This is a genomic window from Aeromonas sp. FDAARGOS 1416 (genome assembly GCF_019048085.1).
Taxonomy (GTDB): domain Bacteria; phylum Pseudomonadota; class Gammaproteobacteria; order Enterobacterales; family Aeromonadaceae; genus Aeromonas; species Aeromonas veronii.
Map to the genome: position 1 here is coordinate 4275700 of NZ_CP077301.1, position 19525 is coordinate 4295224.

15 protein-coding genes, 1 pseudogene and 1 riboswitch are annotated in these 19525 nt (G+C 61.7%); of the genes and pseudogenes, 12 read left to right on the forward strand and 4 right to left on the reverse strand.

Annotated features, from left to right (window positions below; translation table 11 throughout):
• Positions 1-16: 16 nt before the first annotated feature.
• The 7 genes and pseudogenes from I6L46_RS19505 (at position 17) to I6L46_RS19535 (ending at position 6571) form a co-directional block, all read left to right on the forward strand.
• A complete protein-coding gene (locus I6L46_RS19505; RefSeq protein WP_181497617.1) occupies positions 17-1084 on the forward strand; it encodes a sulfate/molybdate ABC transporter ATP-binding protein in 1068 nt (355 codons plus the stop codon).
• Between the two features lie 123 nt (positions 1085-1207).
• Positions 1208-2155, forward strand: coding sequence for an HTH-type transcriptional regulator Cbl (gene cbl / locus I6L46_RS19510; protein ID WP_042030338.1), 948 nt, complete (start codon positions 1208-1210; stop codon positions 2153-2155).
• 195 nt (positions 2156-2350) lie between these two features.
• Positions 2351-3562, forward strand: coding sequence for a threonine synthase (locus I6L46_RS19515; protein ID WP_216976815.1), 1212 nt, complete (start codon positions 2351-2353; stop codon positions 3560-3562).
• On the forward strand, positions 3559-4224 hold the full coding sequence (locus tag I6L46_RS19520) for an amino acid ABC transporter permease (RefSeq protein WP_040067357.1): 666 nt from the start codon (positions 3559-3561) through the stop codon (positions 4222-4224). Before I6L46_RS19515 ends, I6L46_RS19520 begins: the two co-directional genes overlap by 4 nt.
• Positions 4225-4316: 92 nt before the next feature.
• Positions 4317-4979, forward strand: coding sequence for an amino acid ABC transporter permease (locus tag I6L46_RS19525; protein ID WP_216976817.1), 663 nt, complete (start codon positions 4317-4319; stop codon positions 4977-4979).
• A pseudogene (locus I6L46_RS19530) lies at positions 4976-5738 on the forward strand (amino acid ABC transporter ATP-binding protein). Before I6L46_RS19525 ends, I6L46_RS19530 begins: the two are co-directional and overlap by 4 nt.
• Complete coding sequence (locus tag I6L46_RS19535; protein WP_216976819.1) at positions 5735-6571, forward strand: transporter substrate-binding domain-containing protein; 837 nt, start codon at positions 5735-5737, stop codon at positions 6569-6571. The pseudogene I6L46_RS19530 and the gene I6L46_RS19535 overlap by 4 nt, the downstream one beginning before the upstream one ends.
• 150 nt (positions 6572-6721) lie before the next feature.
• Here I6L46_RS19535 and gbpA read toward each other — a convergent pair whose 3' ends face one another.
• Positions 6722-8143, reverse strand: a complete 1422-nt coding sequence (gene gbpA, locus I6L46_RS19540) for an N-acetylglucosamine-binding protein GbpA (RefSeq protein WP_216976821.1) — start codon at positions 8141-8143, stop codon at positions 6722-6724.
• A gap of 65 nt (positions 8144-8208) precedes the next feature.
• Positions 8209-8294: riboswitch (cyclic di-GMP riboswitch) on the reverse strand.
• 265 nt (positions 8295-8559) lie between these two features.
• Positions 8560-10242, reverse strand: a complete 1683-nt coding sequence (locus tag I6L46_RS19545) for a methyl-accepting chemotaxis protein (protein ID WP_216976823.1) — start codon at positions 10240-10242, stop codon at positions 8560-8562.
• Between the two features lie 276 nt (positions 10243-10518).
• Here I6L46_RS19545 and I6L46_RS19550 point away from each other — a divergent pair, with 276 nt between their 5' ends.
• A complete protein-coding gene (locus tag I6L46_RS19550) occupies positions 10519-12384 on the forward strand; it encodes a M3 family metallopeptidase (protein ID WP_216976825.1) in 1866 nt (621 codons plus the stop codon).
• Positions 12385-12468: 84 nt separating this feature from the next.
• Here I6L46_RS19550 and I6L46_RS19555 read toward each other — a convergent pair whose 3' ends face one another.
• On the reverse strand, positions 12469-12702 hold the full coding sequence (locus I6L46_RS19555; RefSeq protein WP_216976827.1) for a hypothetical protein: 234 nt from the start codon (positions 12700-12702) through the stop codon (positions 12469-12471).
• Positions 12703-13010: 308 nt separating this feature from the next.
• Here I6L46_RS19555 and I6L46_RS19560 point away from each other — a divergent pair, with 308 nt between their 5' ends.
• Positions 13011-14303, forward strand: a complete 1293-nt coding sequence (locus I6L46_RS19560) for a ferric reductase-like transmembrane domain-containing protein (protein WP_216976829.1) — start codon at positions 13011-13013, stop codon at positions 14301-14303.
• Between the two features lie 36 nt (positions 14304-14339).
• Here I6L46_RS19560 and I6L46_RS19565 read toward each other — a convergent pair whose 3' ends face one another.
• Entirely contained in the window at positions 14340-17486 is a 3147-nt protein-coding gene (locus I6L46_RS19565) for a S41 family peptidase (RefSeq protein ID WP_216976831.1), read from the reverse strand.
• 279 nt (positions 17487-17765) lie between these two features.
• Here I6L46_RS19565 and I6L46_RS19570 point away from each other — a divergent pair, with 279 nt between their 5' ends.
• The 3 genes from I6L46_RS19570 (at position 17766) to I6L46_RS19580 (ending at position 19410) form a co-directional block, all read left to right on the forward strand.
• Positions 17766-18245, forward strand: a complete 480-nt coding sequence (locus I6L46_RS19570) for a murein L,D-transpeptidase family protein (protein ID WP_031227763.1) — start codon at positions 17766-17768, stop codon at positions 18243-18245.
• 120 nt (positions 18246-18365) lie between these two features.
• Entirely contained in the window at positions 18366-19073 is a 708-nt protein-coding gene (locus I6L46_RS19575; protein WP_216976833.1) for an AzlC family ABC transporter permease, read from the forward strand.
• Position 19074: 1 nt separating this feature from the next.
• Complete coding sequence (locus tag I6L46_RS19580) at positions 19075-19410, forward strand: AzlD domain-containing protein (RefSeq protein ID WP_005340292.1); 336 nt, start codon at positions 19075-19077, stop codon at positions 19408-19410.
• Positions 19411-19525: the final 115 nt, after the last annotated feature.

Below are 19525 nucleotides of genomic sequence, written 5' to 3' on the forward strand. Positions count from 1 at the left end.
TTTTAAAGAGGCAGCCATGAGCATTCAGGTTCAACAACTCAACAAGCATTTCAATCAGTACGCGGCGCTGGCAGACATCAACCTCGACTTTCACGACGGTGAGCTGGTGGCGCTGCTCGGCCCCTCCGGTTGCGGCAAGACCACCCTGCTGCGGATCATCGCCGGGCTGGAGCAGGCCGACAGTGGCAGCGTCATCATCCGTGGCGAGGATGCCTCGGATCTGCATGTGCGCGAGCGCAATGTCGGCTTCGTGTTCCAGCACTATGCCCTGTTTCGCCATATGACAGTCTTCGAGAACGTGGCGTTTGGCCTTAGGGTCAAGCCGCGCAGTGAGCGCCCGGCTGAGGTGGCCATTCGTGCCCGGGTCAAGGAGCTGCTGGATCTGGTGCAGCTCAGCCACGTGGCTGAGCGCTACCCGACCCAGCTCTCCGGCGGCCAGCGTCAGCGGGTCGCGCTGGCCCGCGCGCTGGCGGTGCAGCCCAAGGTACTGCTCTTGGACGAGCCCTTCGGCGCCCTCGATGCGCAGGTGCGCAAGGAGCTGCGCCGCTGGTTGCGCGAGCTGCACGACGAGCTGCATGTCACCAGCCTGTTCGTCACCCACGATCAGGAGGAGGCGCTGGAGGTAGCGGATCGGGTGGTGCTGATGAATGCCGGACGGGTCGAGCAGATCGGCACCCCAGCCGAGGTCTACGACCAGCCCGCCAGCTCCTTCGTCCACAGTTTCCTCGGCAGTGTGAATCAGTTCCGCGGTCGGGTGGCGGAGCAGGGATTCGGCATCGGCGAGCAGCTGCTCGGCGGGCCGTCGGCTTCTCATCTGGCTCACGGCAGTGCCGCCATCGCCTATGTCCGTCCCCATGAGCTGGAGATCTTGCCAGCCGATGCGCCGGGCGGGATCCGTGCCACCATCACCCGTCTGTTGCCCATGGGGCCACGCATTCGGGTGGAGCTGCGTGGCGATGGCGAGACCAAAGGGGCCCACTACGAGGCGGAGCTGAGCAAGGAGGCGGCCAAGCAGTTTGCTCCGGGACAGGGGGTGAGGCTGGTGGCCAGGCAGGCGCAGTTCTATCCCGATTACCAGATTTGATGTTGTGTTGCGGGTGGCATGGCTGCCCGGGTTCAGGCGCTCTGCCGGGGCATGATCCGGCCAAATAACAAAAATGAGGGGGTGACCAGCTTGTGTCACCCACTCTTCGCAGGAGGCGACAAGGTGAATTTTCAGCAGTTACGAATTATCCGGGAGGCAGCGCGGCGGGATTACAACCTGACCGAGGTGGCCAACGCCCTTTTTACCTCGCAATCCGGGGTGAGTCGCCATATCCGCGAGCTGGAAGAGGAGCTCGGTATCGAGCTCTTTATCCGCTACGGCAAGCGGCTGCTCGGTATGACCGAGCCGGGCAAGGAGTTGCTGGTGATTGCCGAGCGCATTCTCAATGACGCCAACAACATCCGCAAACTGGCCAGCACCTTTGCCAACCGCGACTCGGGCCGTTTGCTGGTGGCGACCACCCATACCCAGGCGCGCTATGCCTTGCCGCGGGTGGTGAAGGCGTTTCGCGAGCAGTTCCCGCTGGTACAGCTGGAGCTGCGTCAGGGCAGCCCGGAGGAGATAGTGCGGCTGGTGCAGACCGGCGAGGTGGATATCGGCATCAGCAGCGAGCAGCTCGACAAGAGCGAAGGGGTGGTGGCATTCCCCTACTACCGCTGGCACCACAATATCGTGGTGCCCGAGCAACATCCGCTGGCAGGCGAGCGGGATCTGACGCTGGCGGCGCTGGCCAACTGGCCCATCGTCACCTATCAAGCCGGGTTGACCGGGCGGGTGCGGGTGGATGAAGCCTTTGCTGCGGCTGGCATTGAACCGCAGATCCTGCTGACGGCGCAGGACTCCGATGTCATCAAGACCTATGTCGAGCTGGAGATGGGGGTCGGCATACTGGCCGACATGGCGTTCGACGCCCAGCGCGATCAGGGGCTGGTACAGCTCGACGGCAGCCATCTGTTTGCCCCCCACACCGCCTGGATTGGCCTCAAGCAGGGGCAGTTCCAGCACAACTTTGCCTGGCAGTTTATCCAGCTTTGCAACCCCGAGCTGGCGCTGGCGGATATTCAGGCCCGCGCCATGGGCAGCGAGCCTGCCATCGACTTCCAGATTTGAATCGGAAGAGAAGAGCAGAAGGGGAGCCAATGGCTCCCCTTCTTTATTGCTGGCAGATGAGATTGCCAGCGAAAACAGACGGCTTCATATGAATTTTTTCACTTAGGCTTGCCAGTTAATTTTGTTTTTTATCAGGCACTTGGATTGCATGATGGAATAAGTGACTGACCAAAGTCGATCCATTCAGGATAAAGCATGCCGTATAGCTACCTATCACATCTGCGTTGCAGCAAGAGTGGCGAGATCCATGATGCCGACCAGCCCTGGCAACTGAGCCGGGCAGGTGCACCACTGCTGGCCAGCTACGATCTCGATGCGTTGAAGCGAGCCTGGCACCCGGCGGCATTGTCGGGTCGCCCGGCCAGCCTGTGGCGTTATCACGAGCTGCTGCCGGTGCGGGATCCCGCCCACGTTGTGACGTTGGGGGAGGGGCTTACCCCGCTGCTACGGCTGCCCACGCTGGGCAAGCAGATCGGTATTCCGGATCTCTGGATGAAGGACGAGAGCGTCATCCCCACCGGCTCCTTCAAGGCTCGTGGCGCAGCGGTGGGTATCTCCCGCGCGCGTGAACTCGGCGTCACCCACTTTGCCATGCCGACCAACGGCAACGCAGGGGCTGCATGGGCGCTCTACGGTGCACGCGCCGGACTGCGCAGTACCATCGTCATGCCGCAGGCAGCTCCCGCCATCACCCGACTGGAGACCTCCCTCGCCGGTTCCCGTCTCTATCTGGTGGATGGCCTGATCAGCGATGCCGGTCGTCAGGTGGCGCAGGCGGTAGCGGAGCACGCCCTGTTTGATGCCTCAACCCTGAAAGAGCCCTACCGGATTGAGGGCAAGAAGACCATGGGGCTGGAGATTGCCGAACAGCTGGGCTGGACCCTGCCGGATGTGATCATCTATCCCACCGGTGGCGGGGTCGGCCTTATCGGTATCTACAAGGGGCTGTGCGAGCTGCAGGAGCTGGGCTGGGTCAAGGGTGAGCTGCCCCGGCTGGTGGCCGTGCAGGCGAGCGGTTGCGCTCCCATCGTACAGGCGTGGCAACAGAGAGCCGCCGAGTCGAGCTTCTGGCCCGATTCTCGGACGCTGGCGTTCGGCATCAATGTGCCCAAGGCGTTGGGGGATTTTCTGGTGCTGGACGCCCTCTATCGCACCGAGGGTTGCGCCATCGCGGTGGATGACAAGGCGATCCAGAGCGAGATCCGCTTGCTTGCTTCTCGCGAAGGAAGCTTTGTCTGCCCGGAAGGGGCCGCCGCGTTTGCTGCCGCTCGTCAACTGCGCGAGGCTGGCTGGATCCGGGAGCAGGAGCAGGTTGTCGTGCTCAATACCGGTGCCGGCATCAAGTACCCGGATGCGATCACTGTGCTGCCCCAGCGTCTGCAGCGTGACGGGAGGATCCTGGCATGAATCTGGATCTGCCCTTCATCCTCACGACGCTGCCCGCCTTCGGCAAGGCGGTCTGGGTCACCTTGCAGCTGGGAACCATAGTAATCCTCACATCGCTGGCGGTTGCCCTGCTCAACGTCGCCCTGTTGAGTCTGCACAAGCGGCCGCTCAGCGCCCTGATCCGCGGATATGTCGAGCTGGCCCGCAACACGCCGCTGCTTATCCAGCTCTTCTTCCTCTATTTCGGGTTGCCTGCGCTCGGCTTGTCGCTGTCGGGCTTTACCACGGCAGTGATCGCCATGACCTTCCTCGGCGGTGGTTATCTGACCGAGGCGCTGCGTGCAGGCATTCAGGCGGTGCCCGCCAGTCAGCTGGAGGCTGGCAGGGCTATCGGGCTTTCTCGCTGGCAACTGCTGCGCCACGTGCAGTTGCCCCAGGCCTGGCTTGCCAGCCTGCCGGCGCTGTTTGCCAACTTCATCTTCCTGCTCAAAGAGACAACCGTGGCTTCGGCGGTGGCGGTGCCAGAGCTGCTCTACACCACCAAGAATTACATCGCCCTCTACTACAAGACCTACGAGATGCTGGCGGTGCTGACCTTGATGTGCGTGCTGATCTTTTTGCCGCTCTCCCTCGCTCTGCGCGTCGTTGAAAGGAGGCTGCAACATGGTCAGTTCGGTCACTGAATCGCTAATGCAGGCGAGGATCCCGATGTGGGCACTTATCTTCCAGCTGCCGCAGTCATTCGCCACCGAGGCGCAGGAAAGGAGGGCTCAATATGGTCAATTCCGTTACTGAGCAGCTGACGCAGGCGTTGCCACTGCTAGCGGTGGGCGCAGGCCAGACCCTCGCTATCTCGCTGCTGGCCATCCTGTTTGCCACCCTCGGCGGTGTCGCTTACGGCGTGTTGGCACAACAGGGCGGCCGGTTGGTGCGGGGTCTGCTGCGGCTTTATCTCGAGCTGTTTCGGGTAGTGCCGGTGCTGGTGTGGCTCTATCTCTTTTTCTTCGGGTTGCCGATCTTTGTCGGCCTCGATATTCCGGCCTTCTGGTGCGCCGTGCTGGTACTCGCCCTCTGGGGCGCCAGCGAGGTGGGAGAGGTGGTGCGCGGTGGCCTCAACTCCCTCGCCCGTGGTCAGCAGGAGGCCGGGTTGGCGCTCGGGCTCTCGACCTGGCAGCTCTATCGCCATGTGTTGCTGCCGCAGGCGTTGCAGCGGCTGACACCGCCGACCATCAACACCTACACCCGCATCATCAAGACCAGTTCGCTGGCGGTGCTGATCGGGGTGGTGGAGGTGATCAAGGTGGGCCAGCAGATCATCGAGCGCACCTATGGCTCGCTGCTTATTTACGGTCTGCTGTTTCTGTTCTTTTTTCTGGTCTGCTATCCGCTCTCGCTCGCCTCGCGCCGGCTGGAGCAACAATGGGGTAATGCGGTATGACACCTCTGCTTGAACTCGGTTCTGTCAGTAAACAGTTCGGCCCAAATCTGGTGCTGGATCGGATCAGCCTCAGCGTGCGCGCCGGGGAGGTGATCGTCATCCTGGGGCCGAGCGGCTGCGGCAAGAGCACATTGCTGCGCACTCTCAACGGGCTCGAACCCATTCAGGGGGGGCGAGATCCGCTTCGATGGTGTGCTGCTGGATGGTGCCACCGACTGGCAGCGGGTGCGCCAGCGGATCGGCATGGTGTTCCAGAGCTATCACCTCTTCCCCAACCTGACGGTGCTGGAAAACGTGCTGCTTGGCCCCCTGCAGGTGCAAAAGCGGGAGCGGGCAGAGGCGCTGCTGCAAGCCGAGCAGCTGCTGACCCGCATCGGCCTGTGGGAGCGGCGCCATGACTATCCGCGCCAGCTCTCCGGCGGCCAGCAGCAGCGCATCGCCATCGTGCGGGCGCTGTGCATGAACCCGCAGGTGATGCTGTTTGACGAGGTAACCGCCGCCCTCGACCCCGAGATGGTGCAGGAGGTGCTGGAGGTGATCCGCGATCTCGCCGGCAGCGGCATGACCCTGCTCATCGTCACCCACGAGCTGGCCTTCGCCCGGGCGGTGGCGGATCGCATCGTCTTCATGGATGGCGGCCACATTCTGGAGCAGGCCGCCCCCCACCAATTTTTCGACAATCCCAGGAGCCAGCGTGCGCGCCAGTTCCTCGCCAAGTTTTCTTATACAAATGTCATCAAACGAAAGGAGTCAGCATGAAAAAAATCACCTCGGTTCTGCTTAGTGCCTTATTGGGACTGGGTATCGCCAGTGGCGCCGCCCATGCGGCGGACGGTTCCCTCGACAAGATCAAGGCGCGGGACAAGCTCATCGTCGGCGTCTTCACCGACAAACCGCCGTTTGGCTACGTGGACGAGAAGGGGAACTACGTCGGTTTTGACACCGATCTCGGCCGCCGCTTCGCCAAGGATCTGCTGGGGGACGAGAACAAGATCGAGTTCGTGGCGGTGGAGCCTGCCAGCCGCATCCCCTTCCTGCAGAGCGACAAGGTGGATCTTATCCTCGCCAATATGACGGTGACCACGGAGCGGCGCGAGGTGGTGGATTTCACCAACCCGAACCTGCGAGTGGCGGTACAGGTGCTGGTGCCGGAAGGGAGTCCGGCCAAGAAGCTCGACGATCTGGCCAGCAAGACCCTGATCGTGACCACCGGCACCACAGCCGACATCTGGCTGACCCGCAACCACCCGGAGTGGAAGGTACTCAAGTTCGAGAAGAACACCGAATCTTTGCAGGCGCTGGCCCAGGGCCGTGGTGACGCCTATGCCCAGGACAACCTGGTACTGTTCAGCTGGGCCAAGGAGAACCCGGGCTATCGGGTACTGCCCGAAAAACTGGGCTCGGAAGATCCCATCGCCCCGGCGGTGAAGAAGGGCAATATCGAGCTGCGTGACTGGGTCAACGACCGTCTCGCCAAGCTGGGTGAGGAGAAGTACCTGCTGAAACTCTATGACCAGTATGTGCGTGACAAGCTGAGCCCTGATACCGATCCGAATGATGTGATTGTCGAAGGAGGAAAATGGCAGGGTTAATGGACAAACCCTGTTTTGAAGAGTGTGTTGAGTGTGTGAAGTAAGTGAAGAGTGAGGTCTTGGTTCCGTTGGTATGCAAACCGCAAGGTTTGATTTTTCCGGGCGTCCCCTGCTAGAGAGGACGCCCTTTTTTATGTGCCCAAGCGTGGGTTAGTGCACTTCATCCCACGCCATTTGCCAGTGGGAGCCGATGCCCGGCTCGTACTGGGTGGCGGTGGTGGTCCACTGCTGGCAGTAGCCGCTGTAGGGGAAGGGCTTGCACTGATAGACCTTGCCATTTTTCGGCTGCTGCACCTTGGTTCCGGCGGTGTAGGACTTGATGTTGTTCGGGAAGACGAAGTCATATTCGCCGCTGCTCTGCTCCTTGAACATCAGATCCATGGTCTGCTGGATGGTCTCGCCGCCCGCTTTCGGGGTGGCCTTGATCACCAGCTGGTGGTGACCTGCCTTGAGCCCTTCCAGCGCCATGGTGAAGGTGTGGCTGCTGTCCTTGATGTCGGCACTGCTTTCACCCTTGGCCACGCCGCCGTGGTCATAGAGGGTGTTGGATACGGTCAGATCGCCCTGTGCGGTGACGGTGAAATCGAGGGTTGCCTTGCCGTTGTCCAGCACATAGTCGCTGGCCAGACCGCTGACGCTGATACTGTCCACCACCGGCGGTTGCTGCTGTTGCAGGTCAATCTCGACCCGCTTCAGTTTGCTGTCTCGATGCAGATAGACGGGGTTCATACCGTAGACCGGATTGAACTGGCCATCGGCTCCTTGCTGACCGGCGCGGATCAGGCTCTGCTCGGCGTTGATCTTGCTGGCGAGGGCATGGGCCCAGTTGTTCTTCTGGCCCTGTTCGGCAGTGGTGATGGTCAGCACGGTTTGCAGATCGGGGCGCTCGCCGTTGGCATCGAATACCCGGGTCATCGCCTTGTCGCCTGCCGCGAGGTCGATGGAGGGGTAGATGGTGCCGGACTGGCTCCACTCCAGCGGCGGCTGACTACCATCTTTGAACTTGGCATCGATGATGTTGTAGAAGCTGTTGCTGGTGTCGCCCACTTCCCACACGCCGAGGATCAACTGATAACCGGTGCGCTCCGGCAGGATGCAGTTGTGGGTTACCTGCTTGGGCGGCTGCACCATGTTGCCGTCGATGACGCAGAAGGGGGTCAGGTCGAACGAGGCGCGGGTGAGCGGCTGGTTGGGGTTCCAGTTCTGCTTGGTGAGGTAGTAGCGCCAGTTGCGGGTGACGTGGTTTGCGGTGAAGGTCCAGCTGATGGCGAAGGGGCCGGGCTGTACTTCACGTTTGGTCCAGCGGTCGCTGGTCTGGATGTTCAGCTCGCTCCAGCGCGGGCTGCCCGCCGAGGCGATTTGACCATCCTGCGGGCCGCTCTGCGGGAAGCCGGAAGGGCCCTCCACGCTCTGGGGTTCCCACTGCACGCCGCCACACTGGCTGTTGCCGCCGGTTTTGCACAGATAGTTGCGGCTCTCTGGCTGGCTGATGTAGCCATGAGCCAGGGCGCTGCCGCTGGCCAGCAGAGCCAGCACCGCTGCGATGTGATTGAGTTGGATTTTTGCTGCCATACATTCCTCTGTTCGACAGATGTGGGCAGTCAGTTGGCCTGGGGATTCCCCGATACACACTTGCGTGTAGCAACCCCGCTATCCTGGACAAAACGTCTGTAGACCGGAGGCTTTGCGTCCCGACCTTTCGGTCAGTTTGCCAAATGACTAGATGATTAGTGATGGGCCAAATGTTCGGCCATCACCATTGTGCACTGCATTGATTAATTATTTGAAGTTAAATGTTTAAATGCACCATTCAATGGCGCGAAAATCATTCTAACTGGCTGTTTTTAAATTGTTCTCTTATCTGTGAATGGCACCGATCAACGTTGAATATGCCGATAAGATGCATGTTGATTGCGTGTTGCTGACGTAAAAAAAACCTGCCAGCTTGGCTGGCAGGTTGGGTGACAAGGCGACACGGATTGACGCCATCAATGACGGGCGCGCTGCTCTCCGGAGGGGGGAGATACGGGAGCCATCATTGGCGCTGCAGCTGACTCCTTGCCCAGTTTGAACACCGCAAGTCGCTCATCCAGACTGCGGGAGAGACCGGCCAGCAACTCGCTCTCCTGCGCCAGTTGCGAGGCGGACTGGGACATCTCCAGCGCCGAGTCGTTGATGCCGCTGACGTTGCGGTTCATATCCTCGGCCACCATGCTCTGCTGCTCGGCGGCTGTAGCGATCTGGGTTGCCATGTCGCTCACATGCTGGATGTGGTTGACGATCAGGGTGAGATCCTGCCCCGCCTGCTGGGACTGGTTGACGCTGCTCTCTGCCAGTTTGCGGCTGGTATCCATAGCATTGGCTGCACTGACGGCCCGTTGCTGCAGCTGGGCAATGGTGCTCTGGATCTCTTCGGTGGATTGGCGAGTGCGGCTGGCCAGCTGGCGCACCTCGTCGGCCACCACGGCAAAGCCACGGCCCTGCTCACCGGCACGGGCTGCCTCGATGGCGGCGTTGAGGGCCAGCAGGTTGGTCTGCTCCGAAATGGCGCTGATGACAGCGGTCACTTCGCTGATCTGCATCACCCCCTCCTTGAGCTGGTTGACCTGTTGGGTGGCCTGCTCCACCTCGGTGGCCAGCGCCTTGATACCATGTACGCTGGCATGAACGTCACGGTTGCCGAGCCCGGCTTCTCCGGTCGCTTCCTGGGTATCCCGCGCGGTATTTTCGGCATGCCCGGCCACATCGGAGATGGTGGCGCTCATCTCGTTCATGGCGGTAGCGAGCTGGGCCAGCTGATCCCGCTGGCTGGTCACCGCCTGATTGGTCTGCTCGGCAGAGGCGGCGATGCGCAGGGCGGCATCGGCCACGTTGCGGGCTCCCTGACTTGCCTCCAGCAGCGCGTGACGGATGGCATCGAGACTCTGGTTGGTGCAGCGGGCGACTACGCCCAACTCATCCTTGCCCTGTACCGGGATGCTCACCACCAGATCCCCCTTGGCGACCCGCTGCATGGCGTTGTTGATCTGGCTGAGGGGGGAGACGATGGAGTGGGTGATGCGCCAGCCCAGCAGCCCCATCAGCAGGATCACGATGGCGGTGGCGGTACCCATCTTCATGTACTGGGCCCAGATGGTCTGCTGAATATCCTGCAGCAGCATGCCGGAACCGAGGATCCAGCCCCAAGGCTGATAGCCGGAGACCATGGATAGCTTGTCGGCGGTTTCGCCCGATGGGCCTGTCCAGACATATTGCAGAGTGCCCTGTTTGCCCCCTTTGGCGATATCCACCATCTGATACCAGAACTGCCCGGCGGTGGCGGCGCCCCCTTCACCCATCTTCTGGCCGACCAGTTCGGGGCGGATGGGGTGAACCACCATGGTGCGGTTCTCGTCGATGACGAACAAATAGTTGTTGCCATCAAAGCGGGTGTTGGTCAGCAGCTTGCGCGCCTCCTGCTGAGCCTGCTCTGCCGGCAGGGTGCTGGCCAGAAACTGGATCTGGCTCATGGCCTGCTCCAGTACCGCATTGAGCCGCGCCTCTCGCTCACTCATCAGATTGCGCTGGAGCGCGTTGGCCGAGATAAGCAGCAGCGAGACAAAACCGACAAACGCCAGTGCGAGCAGCAAGATCAATTTGCGGCTCACGGTAATATCACCGAGCTTGAACATGACTAAACCCTCATTTCCCTGTTGATTTTATGTGGCTCTGTACCGCGGCAGCCAGTTCGTAAGAGTTAACAACTCATTTACTTTCAGTCTCTTGCCGACCTTTCTCAAATGAGCGTTTTAACATCAGTATAGTCAGCAGACAGCAACCCCCACTTTTTGGTAGCGTGTTGATGCGCATCCCTGCGCAATTTTTGCCAAAGAGTGTGAATGGTTTGGCACTTCGTTAAAAAAAGGAGTGGGCCCCGCTGCGGGTGACCCCATAACAAGAGGGAATTTATGAGTTCCATTGCCAGGAATTACTTCAACCAGCTCAACGCCGACTACCTGCAGGTGCACAGGCGCAAGGAGGATCTCTTCTGGTCCACCTATATGGGCACCAGCGACGATCAGGCCGGTTTCACCGCGGCCGAGCAGGCCTACAAGGCCTTTTGTGCCAATCCGGCCCGTCTGCCCGAATTGCGGGAGATGTTGGCGCAGGCCGACGAGGATGATCTCAAGCGCGGCCTGCAAGGCTGGATCGCCTTCTTCGAGTGCAATGTGATTGAAGATCCCGCCGCATCCGCCCTGATGGATGAGCTGGTAGCTGCCGAGGCGGATCTGTTTGCCCGCCGCAAAGGTCTGAAACTGACCCTGCTGGATGAGCAGGGCCAGCAGGTGGTTGGCAGCCTGCCCGCCGCCAGCACCTCGCTGGCCGCCAGCCCGAACGAGGCGGTGCGCCAAAGCGCTATCGCCATGTTCCACACCCTGGAGCAGTGGGTGGTCGGCAACGGCTTTCTCGAGGTGGTGGCGCTGCGCAACCGCTTTGCCCGCGCCATGGGCTATCGCGACTACTTCGCCTATAAGGTGCGCAAGAACGAACAGATGAGCCCGGATCAGCTGTTCGCCATCCTTGACGACTTTATTGCCCGCACCGACGCCCGGTTGCAGCAGAGTCTGGCAGAGCTGAAGGTCGCCAAGGGGGAGGCGGCCCTGCTGCCCCATAACCTGCGTTACTTCGTCAGTGGCGACGTGACCCGCCAGCTCGACCCCTATGTGCCCTTCTCGCGGGCGCTGCGGGACTGGGTCGAGAGCTTCCGTAGGATCGGCATCCAGTATCGCGGTGCGACCCTCACCCTGGACTTGCTGACCCGGGAGGGGAAATACGAGAACGGCTTCTGCCACGGCCCGGTACCGAGCTTCTTCCAGCAGGGTGAGTGGATACCTGCGGTGGTCAACTTCACCAGCCTGGCCGATCCGGCGCAGGTGGGCAGCGGCTGGAGTGGCCTCAACACCCTGTTCCACGAGGGGGGCCACGCTGCGCACTTTGCCAATGTCACCGGCAATGCCCCCTGCTTCTCCCAGGAGTTCCCGCCCACCTCCATGGCTTATGCCGAGACCCAGTCGATGTTCTGTGACAGCCTGCTGGACGATGCCGACTGGCTCAAACGCTACGCCAGAAATGCGGCAGGAGAGGCGATCCCCGATGCCCTCATCAAGGAGATGATCGCCGCCCGCCAGCCGTTTCGCGCTTTTAACGAACGCCAGATCGCGCTGGTGGCCTACTTCGAGCGGGATCTCTACGCCATGGCAGAGAGCGATCGCACGCCCGAGGCTGTGCTGGCACTGGCCCGCAAATGGGAGCGCAAGATCCTCGGGGTCGAGAGCCCGCGCCCGTTGCTGGCCATTCCGCACCTCCTTAATCAGGAGTCGGCCTGCGCCTATCACGGCTACCTGCTGGCGCTGATGGCGGTGGAGCAAACCCGCGCTTACTTCCTCAAGCGCGATGGCTACCTTACCGACAACCCGCGCATCGGGCCGGATCTGGCTGCCCACTACTGGGGGCCGGGCAATGGCATGACTCACGATGAGACCCTGCGCAGCCTGACCGGGGAAGGCTTCAGTGCCGTGCCGCTGGCCGAGGCGTGCAACCTGAGCGCCGCCGAGGCGTGGCAACAGGCGCAAGCCTGCATGGCTGCCGCCCAGCAGCGCCCCGCGGCGGGTGAGGGAAGCCCGCTCGATGCCCATATCCGGGTGTTACACGGCGCCGAGCTTATCGCCGACAACAGCGAGTCGGAAACCCGCATGCTGGCCGACTTCGAAGCGTGGATTACCCGGTGCTACTTTGCTGGAGATGTCAGAGAGGAGCTGAGCTGCGTGCAGTAAGTGATGTGATGAAGGAAGGCTTGATATGAATAGGCAATTGGCAGGAGGGGCGACCTTCCTGCCATTCTTTTTGCTCATTGTTCACTACTCATCTATGACCTTTTTTCCGCAATTTTCACAGATGGTGTGGCGTTCAAAGCGATCCATGTTGGCCAGAAAGGGGCCGGCGGCCCAGCCGGTAATGAAGTCTTTGATAAATGCAGTGCGCTTTTGCTCTGGTTTCACCTCTTTTCCATAGGATTTGTCGACCAGCACCACGACATGGGTGGTCTCGCGCTGACAACTCGGGCAGACGCGTTGTTCGGTGGATGAAAGCAAGGGGGATCTCCTTGTCCGGAAGAGTGGGCAGCAGGTTTTCCGCCGCAGATATGTAACGTCCCCATTTGATTTCTTTTGCTGGCGGATCGTCAATCACAGCGGAGGCGAATTGTGCGCTATCTCCTGTGAAGAGGGGCGAGCCAACAAGGGTGATCACGAGGGGCCAGTCGGCCCCTCTTTTGTTTCCGTTTGTCACACATTGCCACACAAGCTTCCCCCAATGGCAAAGTTTTGTGACCAGACAGGTGTGCAATGGTGCCATGAGCAGGGAGATGAGGCCCTGCCGCGGTGGATCGAGGGAGCATGTTATGACGAATAAATGGATGTGGTGGCTGTTGCCGCTGCTGGTGGTCGGGGTCTGGTGGCTCGGTTATGCGGGGGATGCCAACGGGGTGTGGCCCTGGCGCCATGAGATGTTGTTACTGACCGGCCTGCTGGGGATGGCCTATATGGCCATTTCGCTGCTGCTGGCCTTGCGTCTGCCGCAGTTGGAGGTGTGGTGTGGTGGTCTGGACCGGATGTTGCGATTGCACCGCCAGACGGCCATCGGCGGCGCAATGGCGCTGACCGCCCACTGGCTGCTGGTGGAGGCGCCCAAGTGGGCGGTCTCGGCGGGTTGGCTGAGCCGTCCCGTTCGGCGTGGGGCCAGCGGTGCTGGGGCTGGCACAGGCAATGGCATCTCGCTCCATGCCCTTGGCAATACCCTTGGTGAGTGGAGCTTCTATCTGCTGATCGCGCTGGTGGTGGTGAGCTTGCTGGCGCTGGTGAGTTATGGCCGTTTTCGGCTGATCCACCGGCTGGCGCCGATCATCTATCTGGCGGGGTGGGGGCATGGGCTCTGCCTGTTGCCTCAGATTGGAGCCATCACTCCCGTGGGGGTATCGATTTGGTTGATCGGTGGGCTGGGAGCTATCGGGGCCCTCTACTCTCTGTTGGGACAAGTGGGGGCACGGGATCGCCATCCGGGCCGGGTCATTGCGGTGCGGACGCTGGCGGATCACACCTGCGAGCTGACCATGCAGTTGGGGCGGCCGCTCGCCCATTACCGCCCGGGTCAGTTTGCCTTTTTCGAATTTGACGCCAAGGAGGGGCCGCACCCCTTTACTCTGGTGCGGGTGTCGGCGGATCGGCGCCAGCTGGTGATCGCGGTGCGGGCGCTTGGGGATCATACCCGTCAGCTGGTGGCAGAGGCGCGCGTCGGGGATGGAGTGGTGGTGACCGGCCCCTATGGCGCCTTTGTCGCCCCGCAGAGGGGAGGCCGAGCCCTCTGGCTGGGGGCCGGGATAGGTATCACGCCGTTTGTTGCCTGGCTGGAGGGGCTGGCTGCCCGTGGAGAGCGCTGCGAGGGGATCACCCTGATCCAGTGCGCGCCGGATCTGGCGGGCGCCGTCTACCACCAGCGGTTGGCCGAGATCTGTCATCGCACCGGTGTGCGCTACCAGCTGCATCTGGACAAGGCGGCCGAGCGGCTGGATCTGGCTCGCATCGCGCAGGATGTGCCCGAGCAGGTGTGGTTTTGCGGGCCGGAGGGGATGGCAGATGCCCTGACCCGGCTGTTGCCGGACGGGCATCTGCATCGCGAGCTGTTTCGCTTTCGTTGAGCTCGATGGGCGCCGTTATTTGGCGCTGGCTGGCAACTACTTGAGGGCGGCTTGTACTGCCGCCTCCAGTTGCGGGTCGCGCCCGGCCACCATGTCGGCGGGGGTGAGGGGCACCTGCAGGTCCGGGATCAGCTCCTGATTCTCGTAGAAGGTGCCGTCCGGTTTGCGCAGCCCCAGGGTCGGAATGCCGTAGGAGAGGCCCGGGATCAGCCGGGAGTCGTGGCTGTAGACCATGGTGCCGGTGCCGGGCACCGGATCGCCGACGATGGGGCCGACCTTGAGGGTGCGGTAGTACTCGGGGAAGGCGGAGCCTTCCGAGTAGCTGCCAGCGTTGACCAGCACCACCGAAGGCTTGGTCCACTGGCGAGTGGCGGCGTCGGTTTCACCCTTGCCCTGACGGGGCCAACTGCTGGCCATCCCCTTGGTGCTGCCGCTGCCGGTCAAAAATTCCACCAGGGTATTGGCGAGATAGCCGCCGCTGTTGAAGCGGACATCGACGATCAGCGCCTCGCGATTGCGCTGCCTGCCGAGGGCATCCGCCACCACCGCATCGTAGACCTCGCTATTCATTGCCGGCAGATAGACGTAGCCGACCCGTCCTCCACTCAGGCTGGCCACCAGCTCCCGCCGTTTCTCAATCCAGCGATCCTGTTGCAGCTGGTACTCCTGCTGTTTGTCGATGGCGGTGAGCACCACCTCGTCAGTTTGCTTGTTGCCCTCTTGCTGGAAGGTGAGGGCAAGCCGGGCACCGGCCTGATGGTTGAGGGCCCGATCCAGCTCGGCCAGATTGGCAATCGGGACGCCGTTGATGGCGAGCAGACGGGCGCCCGGGGCGATATCGCTCTCTTGATCCAGCGGGCCGCCAGAGAGCAGGGCGGTGAGCATCACCCCCTGCTCGCCATCCTGCCAGTAGCCACCAAGGCTTGCGGTCTCGTCCGCCATGCGCGGGAAGGGGGCGGGGCCGCTGCCCCAGGTGTGGGAGACATTGAGCTCGCCAGCCAGCTCCGCCAGCAGGTTGCCAAAGTCCCGCGGGTTGCCGATGCCCGGCAGCAGGCGGCGGTAAGCGGCGACATAGCTATCCCAGTTCACCCCGTTCATGTCGTCCAGATAGAACTCGTCCCGGGTGAGCCGGGCGATCTGATCGAAGGCGGCGGTCATGCGTTCCTGCCAGCGGCTGGTGGGTTGCAAGGCGAAGGGGGCGCTGGTGGCTTCGCCGGAGTCGAGGTGGATCCGGGTGATCTCCCCATCCCGCACCAGGGTAGCCAGGGTGCCCTGCTGGTTGAGGCTTGCCAGCGCTGGGCCGGGCTGCTCGCCAAACAGTTCGCTGGTTTTGCCCTTGCGCAGATCCTGGCTGTAGCCCTTGATCTCGCTCTCGCTGTTGACCCCCATCTCTTCCACCAGATAGATCACTTGGTCGCCGATGATGCGGCTGGCGAGCAGGGTACCGGTGGGTTGCAGCAGCAGCGCTTCCCGATGGTTGAGACGATCGCTCTCAAAGCCGTATCCCCCTTTCGGCGGCTCCAGTTCGGCAATGGCATCGGCTCTGGCGGCGCGGCTACTGTAAATGCCGAGCAGGTTGGTGACGAGGGGCTCGCCATCGGGCCCCAGTGCGCCAAATCGGGTCGATTGCCAGTAGAGGATGGCGCCATCCTGACTCCAGCCCGGTTGCCCATCCTGATAGCCGTTGAGGCTGACATTGACCGGTTTGGCCTTGGGATTGGCCGTATCGATCACCGCGATCTCCTGCTCTGCCGCATCGGGGCGGAAGGTGAGCGCCAGATGGCGTGAGTCGGGGGCAAAGGCGAGATGCACCTCGTGGCGAGACGGGTTGAAGCTGGCAGGCACCAGCTCCCGCTGCTTGTTGCTCGCCAGATCCAGCAGATGGATGGCCTGGCCATCCACCACGAAGGCGAGTTGCTTGCCGTCGGGGGATAGCACCGGACGGCTGATCCCCTTGTCGGGAATGGCCAGCAGCAGACTCTCGGTCAGAGTGCCGGGATCGCTGAACAGCAGATCCGGATCTCCCTTGCGCAGGCGATAGAGGGCGGCGTGCCCCTGCTGCTCCGACAGATAGATGAGGGCGCGTCCCTGCTCGGCAAAGAGGGGGCTGGATTGCTCGCTCGGATCGCGGGTCAGCTGGCGCACCCGATCCCGCTCGGGGTCGACGGCAAACAGGTTGCCCTCGCTCACCAGGATCAGCTCGTCCGCCTCTTCGCTGACCAGTGCTTCGTCTGCCAGGGTCATGGTCTCGCTCGCCTCATCCGGCGCGCTCGCCACTTGCGGGGTGAGGGTCAGCTTGCGTGGCTCGCTGCTACCGGCATCAAGGCGATAGAGTTCGCCCAGCCATGACCAGACCAGATCGCCATTGCGAGAGGCGCTGAGCCCCCGCACCGGATGGCCCTGATAGTGGGTCAGCTGTTGCTCCTTGCCGCTGGTAAGATCCCGGCGCCAGACGTTGAAATCGCCGCTGCGCTCGCTCAGGTAAAAGAGGGTATCTCCCTTGTAGCTCCAGACCGGATCGGTGGCCGCCACCCGATCTTCGGTCAGCTGCTTGTGCTGCTTGCCATCAAACAACCAGAGACGGGGCACCGCGAACGAGTGCTGATGCTTGCGAAAGGGTTGATCCGCCGCGGGCATCTGGTAGACGAGCCGCTCCCCGTGGGGGCGGGCGAGAGTTGCAGGCAGCGGCAGATCGGCCTGCAAGGTGCCGCCGGTGATCGGGGTCCAGTAGAGCTCGCCCCATTGGTAGCCTTCCGCAACAAAATGGTCGGCATCGGGAGCCCCCAGGCGCTGGCTGCTCAGCAGCAGCCGTTTGCCATCGGCGCTGAAGGCTTGCGGCAGATCGGTGCGTGAATCGCGGGTGAGGCGCACCATCTCGCCGCCGCTGGCAGGCACCACGAACACATCCTCGTTGCCGTAGAGATTGGCGGCAAAGGCGAGCTGTTTGCCATCCGGTGACCAGATTGGCCGCTGGCTCAGGTAGTCGCTGCCGGTGAGCGCCGTAGCGGGGCCACCCTCGGCACTGGCGACAAAAATGCGCCCCTGCCAGGTGAAAGCAAGCCGCTTGCCATCGGGGGAGAGGGCGGGCTCGCGCAGCCAGAGTGCATCGGCGGCGACACTGGCGGGCAGCCAGAGCAGGAGTGGCGAGAACAGCAGGGTGGCGAGGCGGCACGAAGAGCGCATGGCATGATCCTGTCGGGGAGTAGAGTGTTATCTTCGCCGATCATTGCCCCGGGTGCCAGCGCGATAATTTTTGGTATCTTGTTGTTTTAACTGTTAATTACCAATGCCAAATGATGGCGTTCAAGGAAGATGGCCTGGCTGCGGCAAGATATGTTTTGCCGGGCATATTGAGTATTGATGGCGATCCAATATCATGGCGCTCGCTCGCCGCTCGGCGGGCATCGTTCAGATGATCTGGTAACAAGAAAAGCCCGCACCAGAGGCTTGTCGAGGGATGGAATGAGAGCCGTATTACTGTGTTTGTTGGGGCTTTGGCCCGCATTGAGTTTTGCCTTGACCGAAAAAGCCGATTTGGTGGTGGTCAAGAAGTCGACCTATAGCCTGACCCTGATGAAGGATGGCAAAGAACTGAAGCGCTACTGGATTGCTCTGGGCCCGGCGCCCAAGGGGCACAAGCAGCAGGAAGGGGATCAGCGTACGCCGGAAGGGCGCTACACCCTCGACTACAAGAAGACCAATTCCGGCTACTACAAAGCCATCCATATCAACTATCCGAACCTGGATGACATCAAGCGTGCCAACGAGCTGGGTGTTCGTCCGGGTGGCATGATCATGATCCACGGCCAGCGCAACAGCATTGGCAACCGCAGGGTTCAGCCTTCCAACTGGACCAACGGCTGCATCGCCATGCTCAATCACGAGCTGGATGAGGTGTGGGACGCCGTTGACCCGGGAACGCCCATCGTCATCGAGCCCTGATCCCCTTGTGCACGCCCGCGACTCCGCGGGCGTTTTATTTCCTGCCAGTGATGACGTGACAGCGCTTGCTGTCCCGTGCTAGTTGTTTCGGCTCGCTTTGGCTGTGACAAGGAAGATCACATGATGTCAGTAACGAGCGTGCCCGAGCGAACGGGGATGCTCTGGTGGCGTGCCACACTGGATATGCTCCCGCTCTCCATTTCGGTGATCCCCTGGGGGATCCTGTGTGGCGCTTTGGCGTTGCAGGCAGGGCTGAGTCCGCTTCAGGCTCAGCTGATGTCGTTGCTGGTCTACGCCGGAGCCGCCCAGCTCTCGGCCACGACCCTGTTCGGGGCGGGCACGCCCCTGCTGCCCATCATGAGCTCCACCATTGTGATCACTTCCCAGCATCTGCTATACGGCTTCACCTTCCGCCGTGACGTATTGCCGCTCTCCCTGCGCTGGCGTGCCAGCCTTGCTTTTTTCCTGACTGATGAGATGTTCGCTGTGGCGCTGAAAGACCGGGAGCGCAGCGGCCACTTCGATCCGGCCTACGCGCTCATCGCGGGATTCGTCTTCTATCTGTTCTGGAATCTGGCGACCCTGCTCGGCATCGCAGCCGGTCAGTACATCGATGGACTGGACAGCATGGGGCTGGATTTTGCCATCGCGGCCACCTTCATCGCCATGACCATTCCCGCCATGAAAAACTTGCCCATGGTTGCGGCCACTCTGGTGAGCGGCGGCACAGCGTTGCTTACCAAGCCGCTGCTGGCGGAGATCCACATCATCGTCTCGGCTCTGGCTGGCATGGTGGTGGGCTATGTGCTGCACCGGATGAGGAGGTAGCGTGAGCTGGCTGATGATTGGCCTGCTGGCCCTGATCACCTTTTTCAACCGCTTCGCCTTCTTTTCTCGGTTGACCCGATATCAGCCGGGTGCCGAGATGGGGGCGTTTCTCGGCTTTTCGGCCCAGTCGGTGCTGACTGCAATCTGGTTGCCCATCGTCTTTAGCTACGAGCCGGGGATAGGTCTTGACTGGGATCCTGACTACCTGACCGCCACCCTGTGGGTGATGCTCTTGACCCTGTTGCGGCTGCCGACTCTGGTTGTGGTGGTGGGCGGAATGGGGGGCTTCTTCCTGCTGCGCTGGCTGGGAGGCATAGCCGAGCTCTTGCCTTGGTGAAGCGCAAGCCGTGATCTTGTGTAATGGATGTCATTATTCGACATCCGTCATGTCATGAATGTCACTTCAAAAAAAGCCTGCAAATGGTGAGGATATGGGCTCTGTCCGTGAAGGA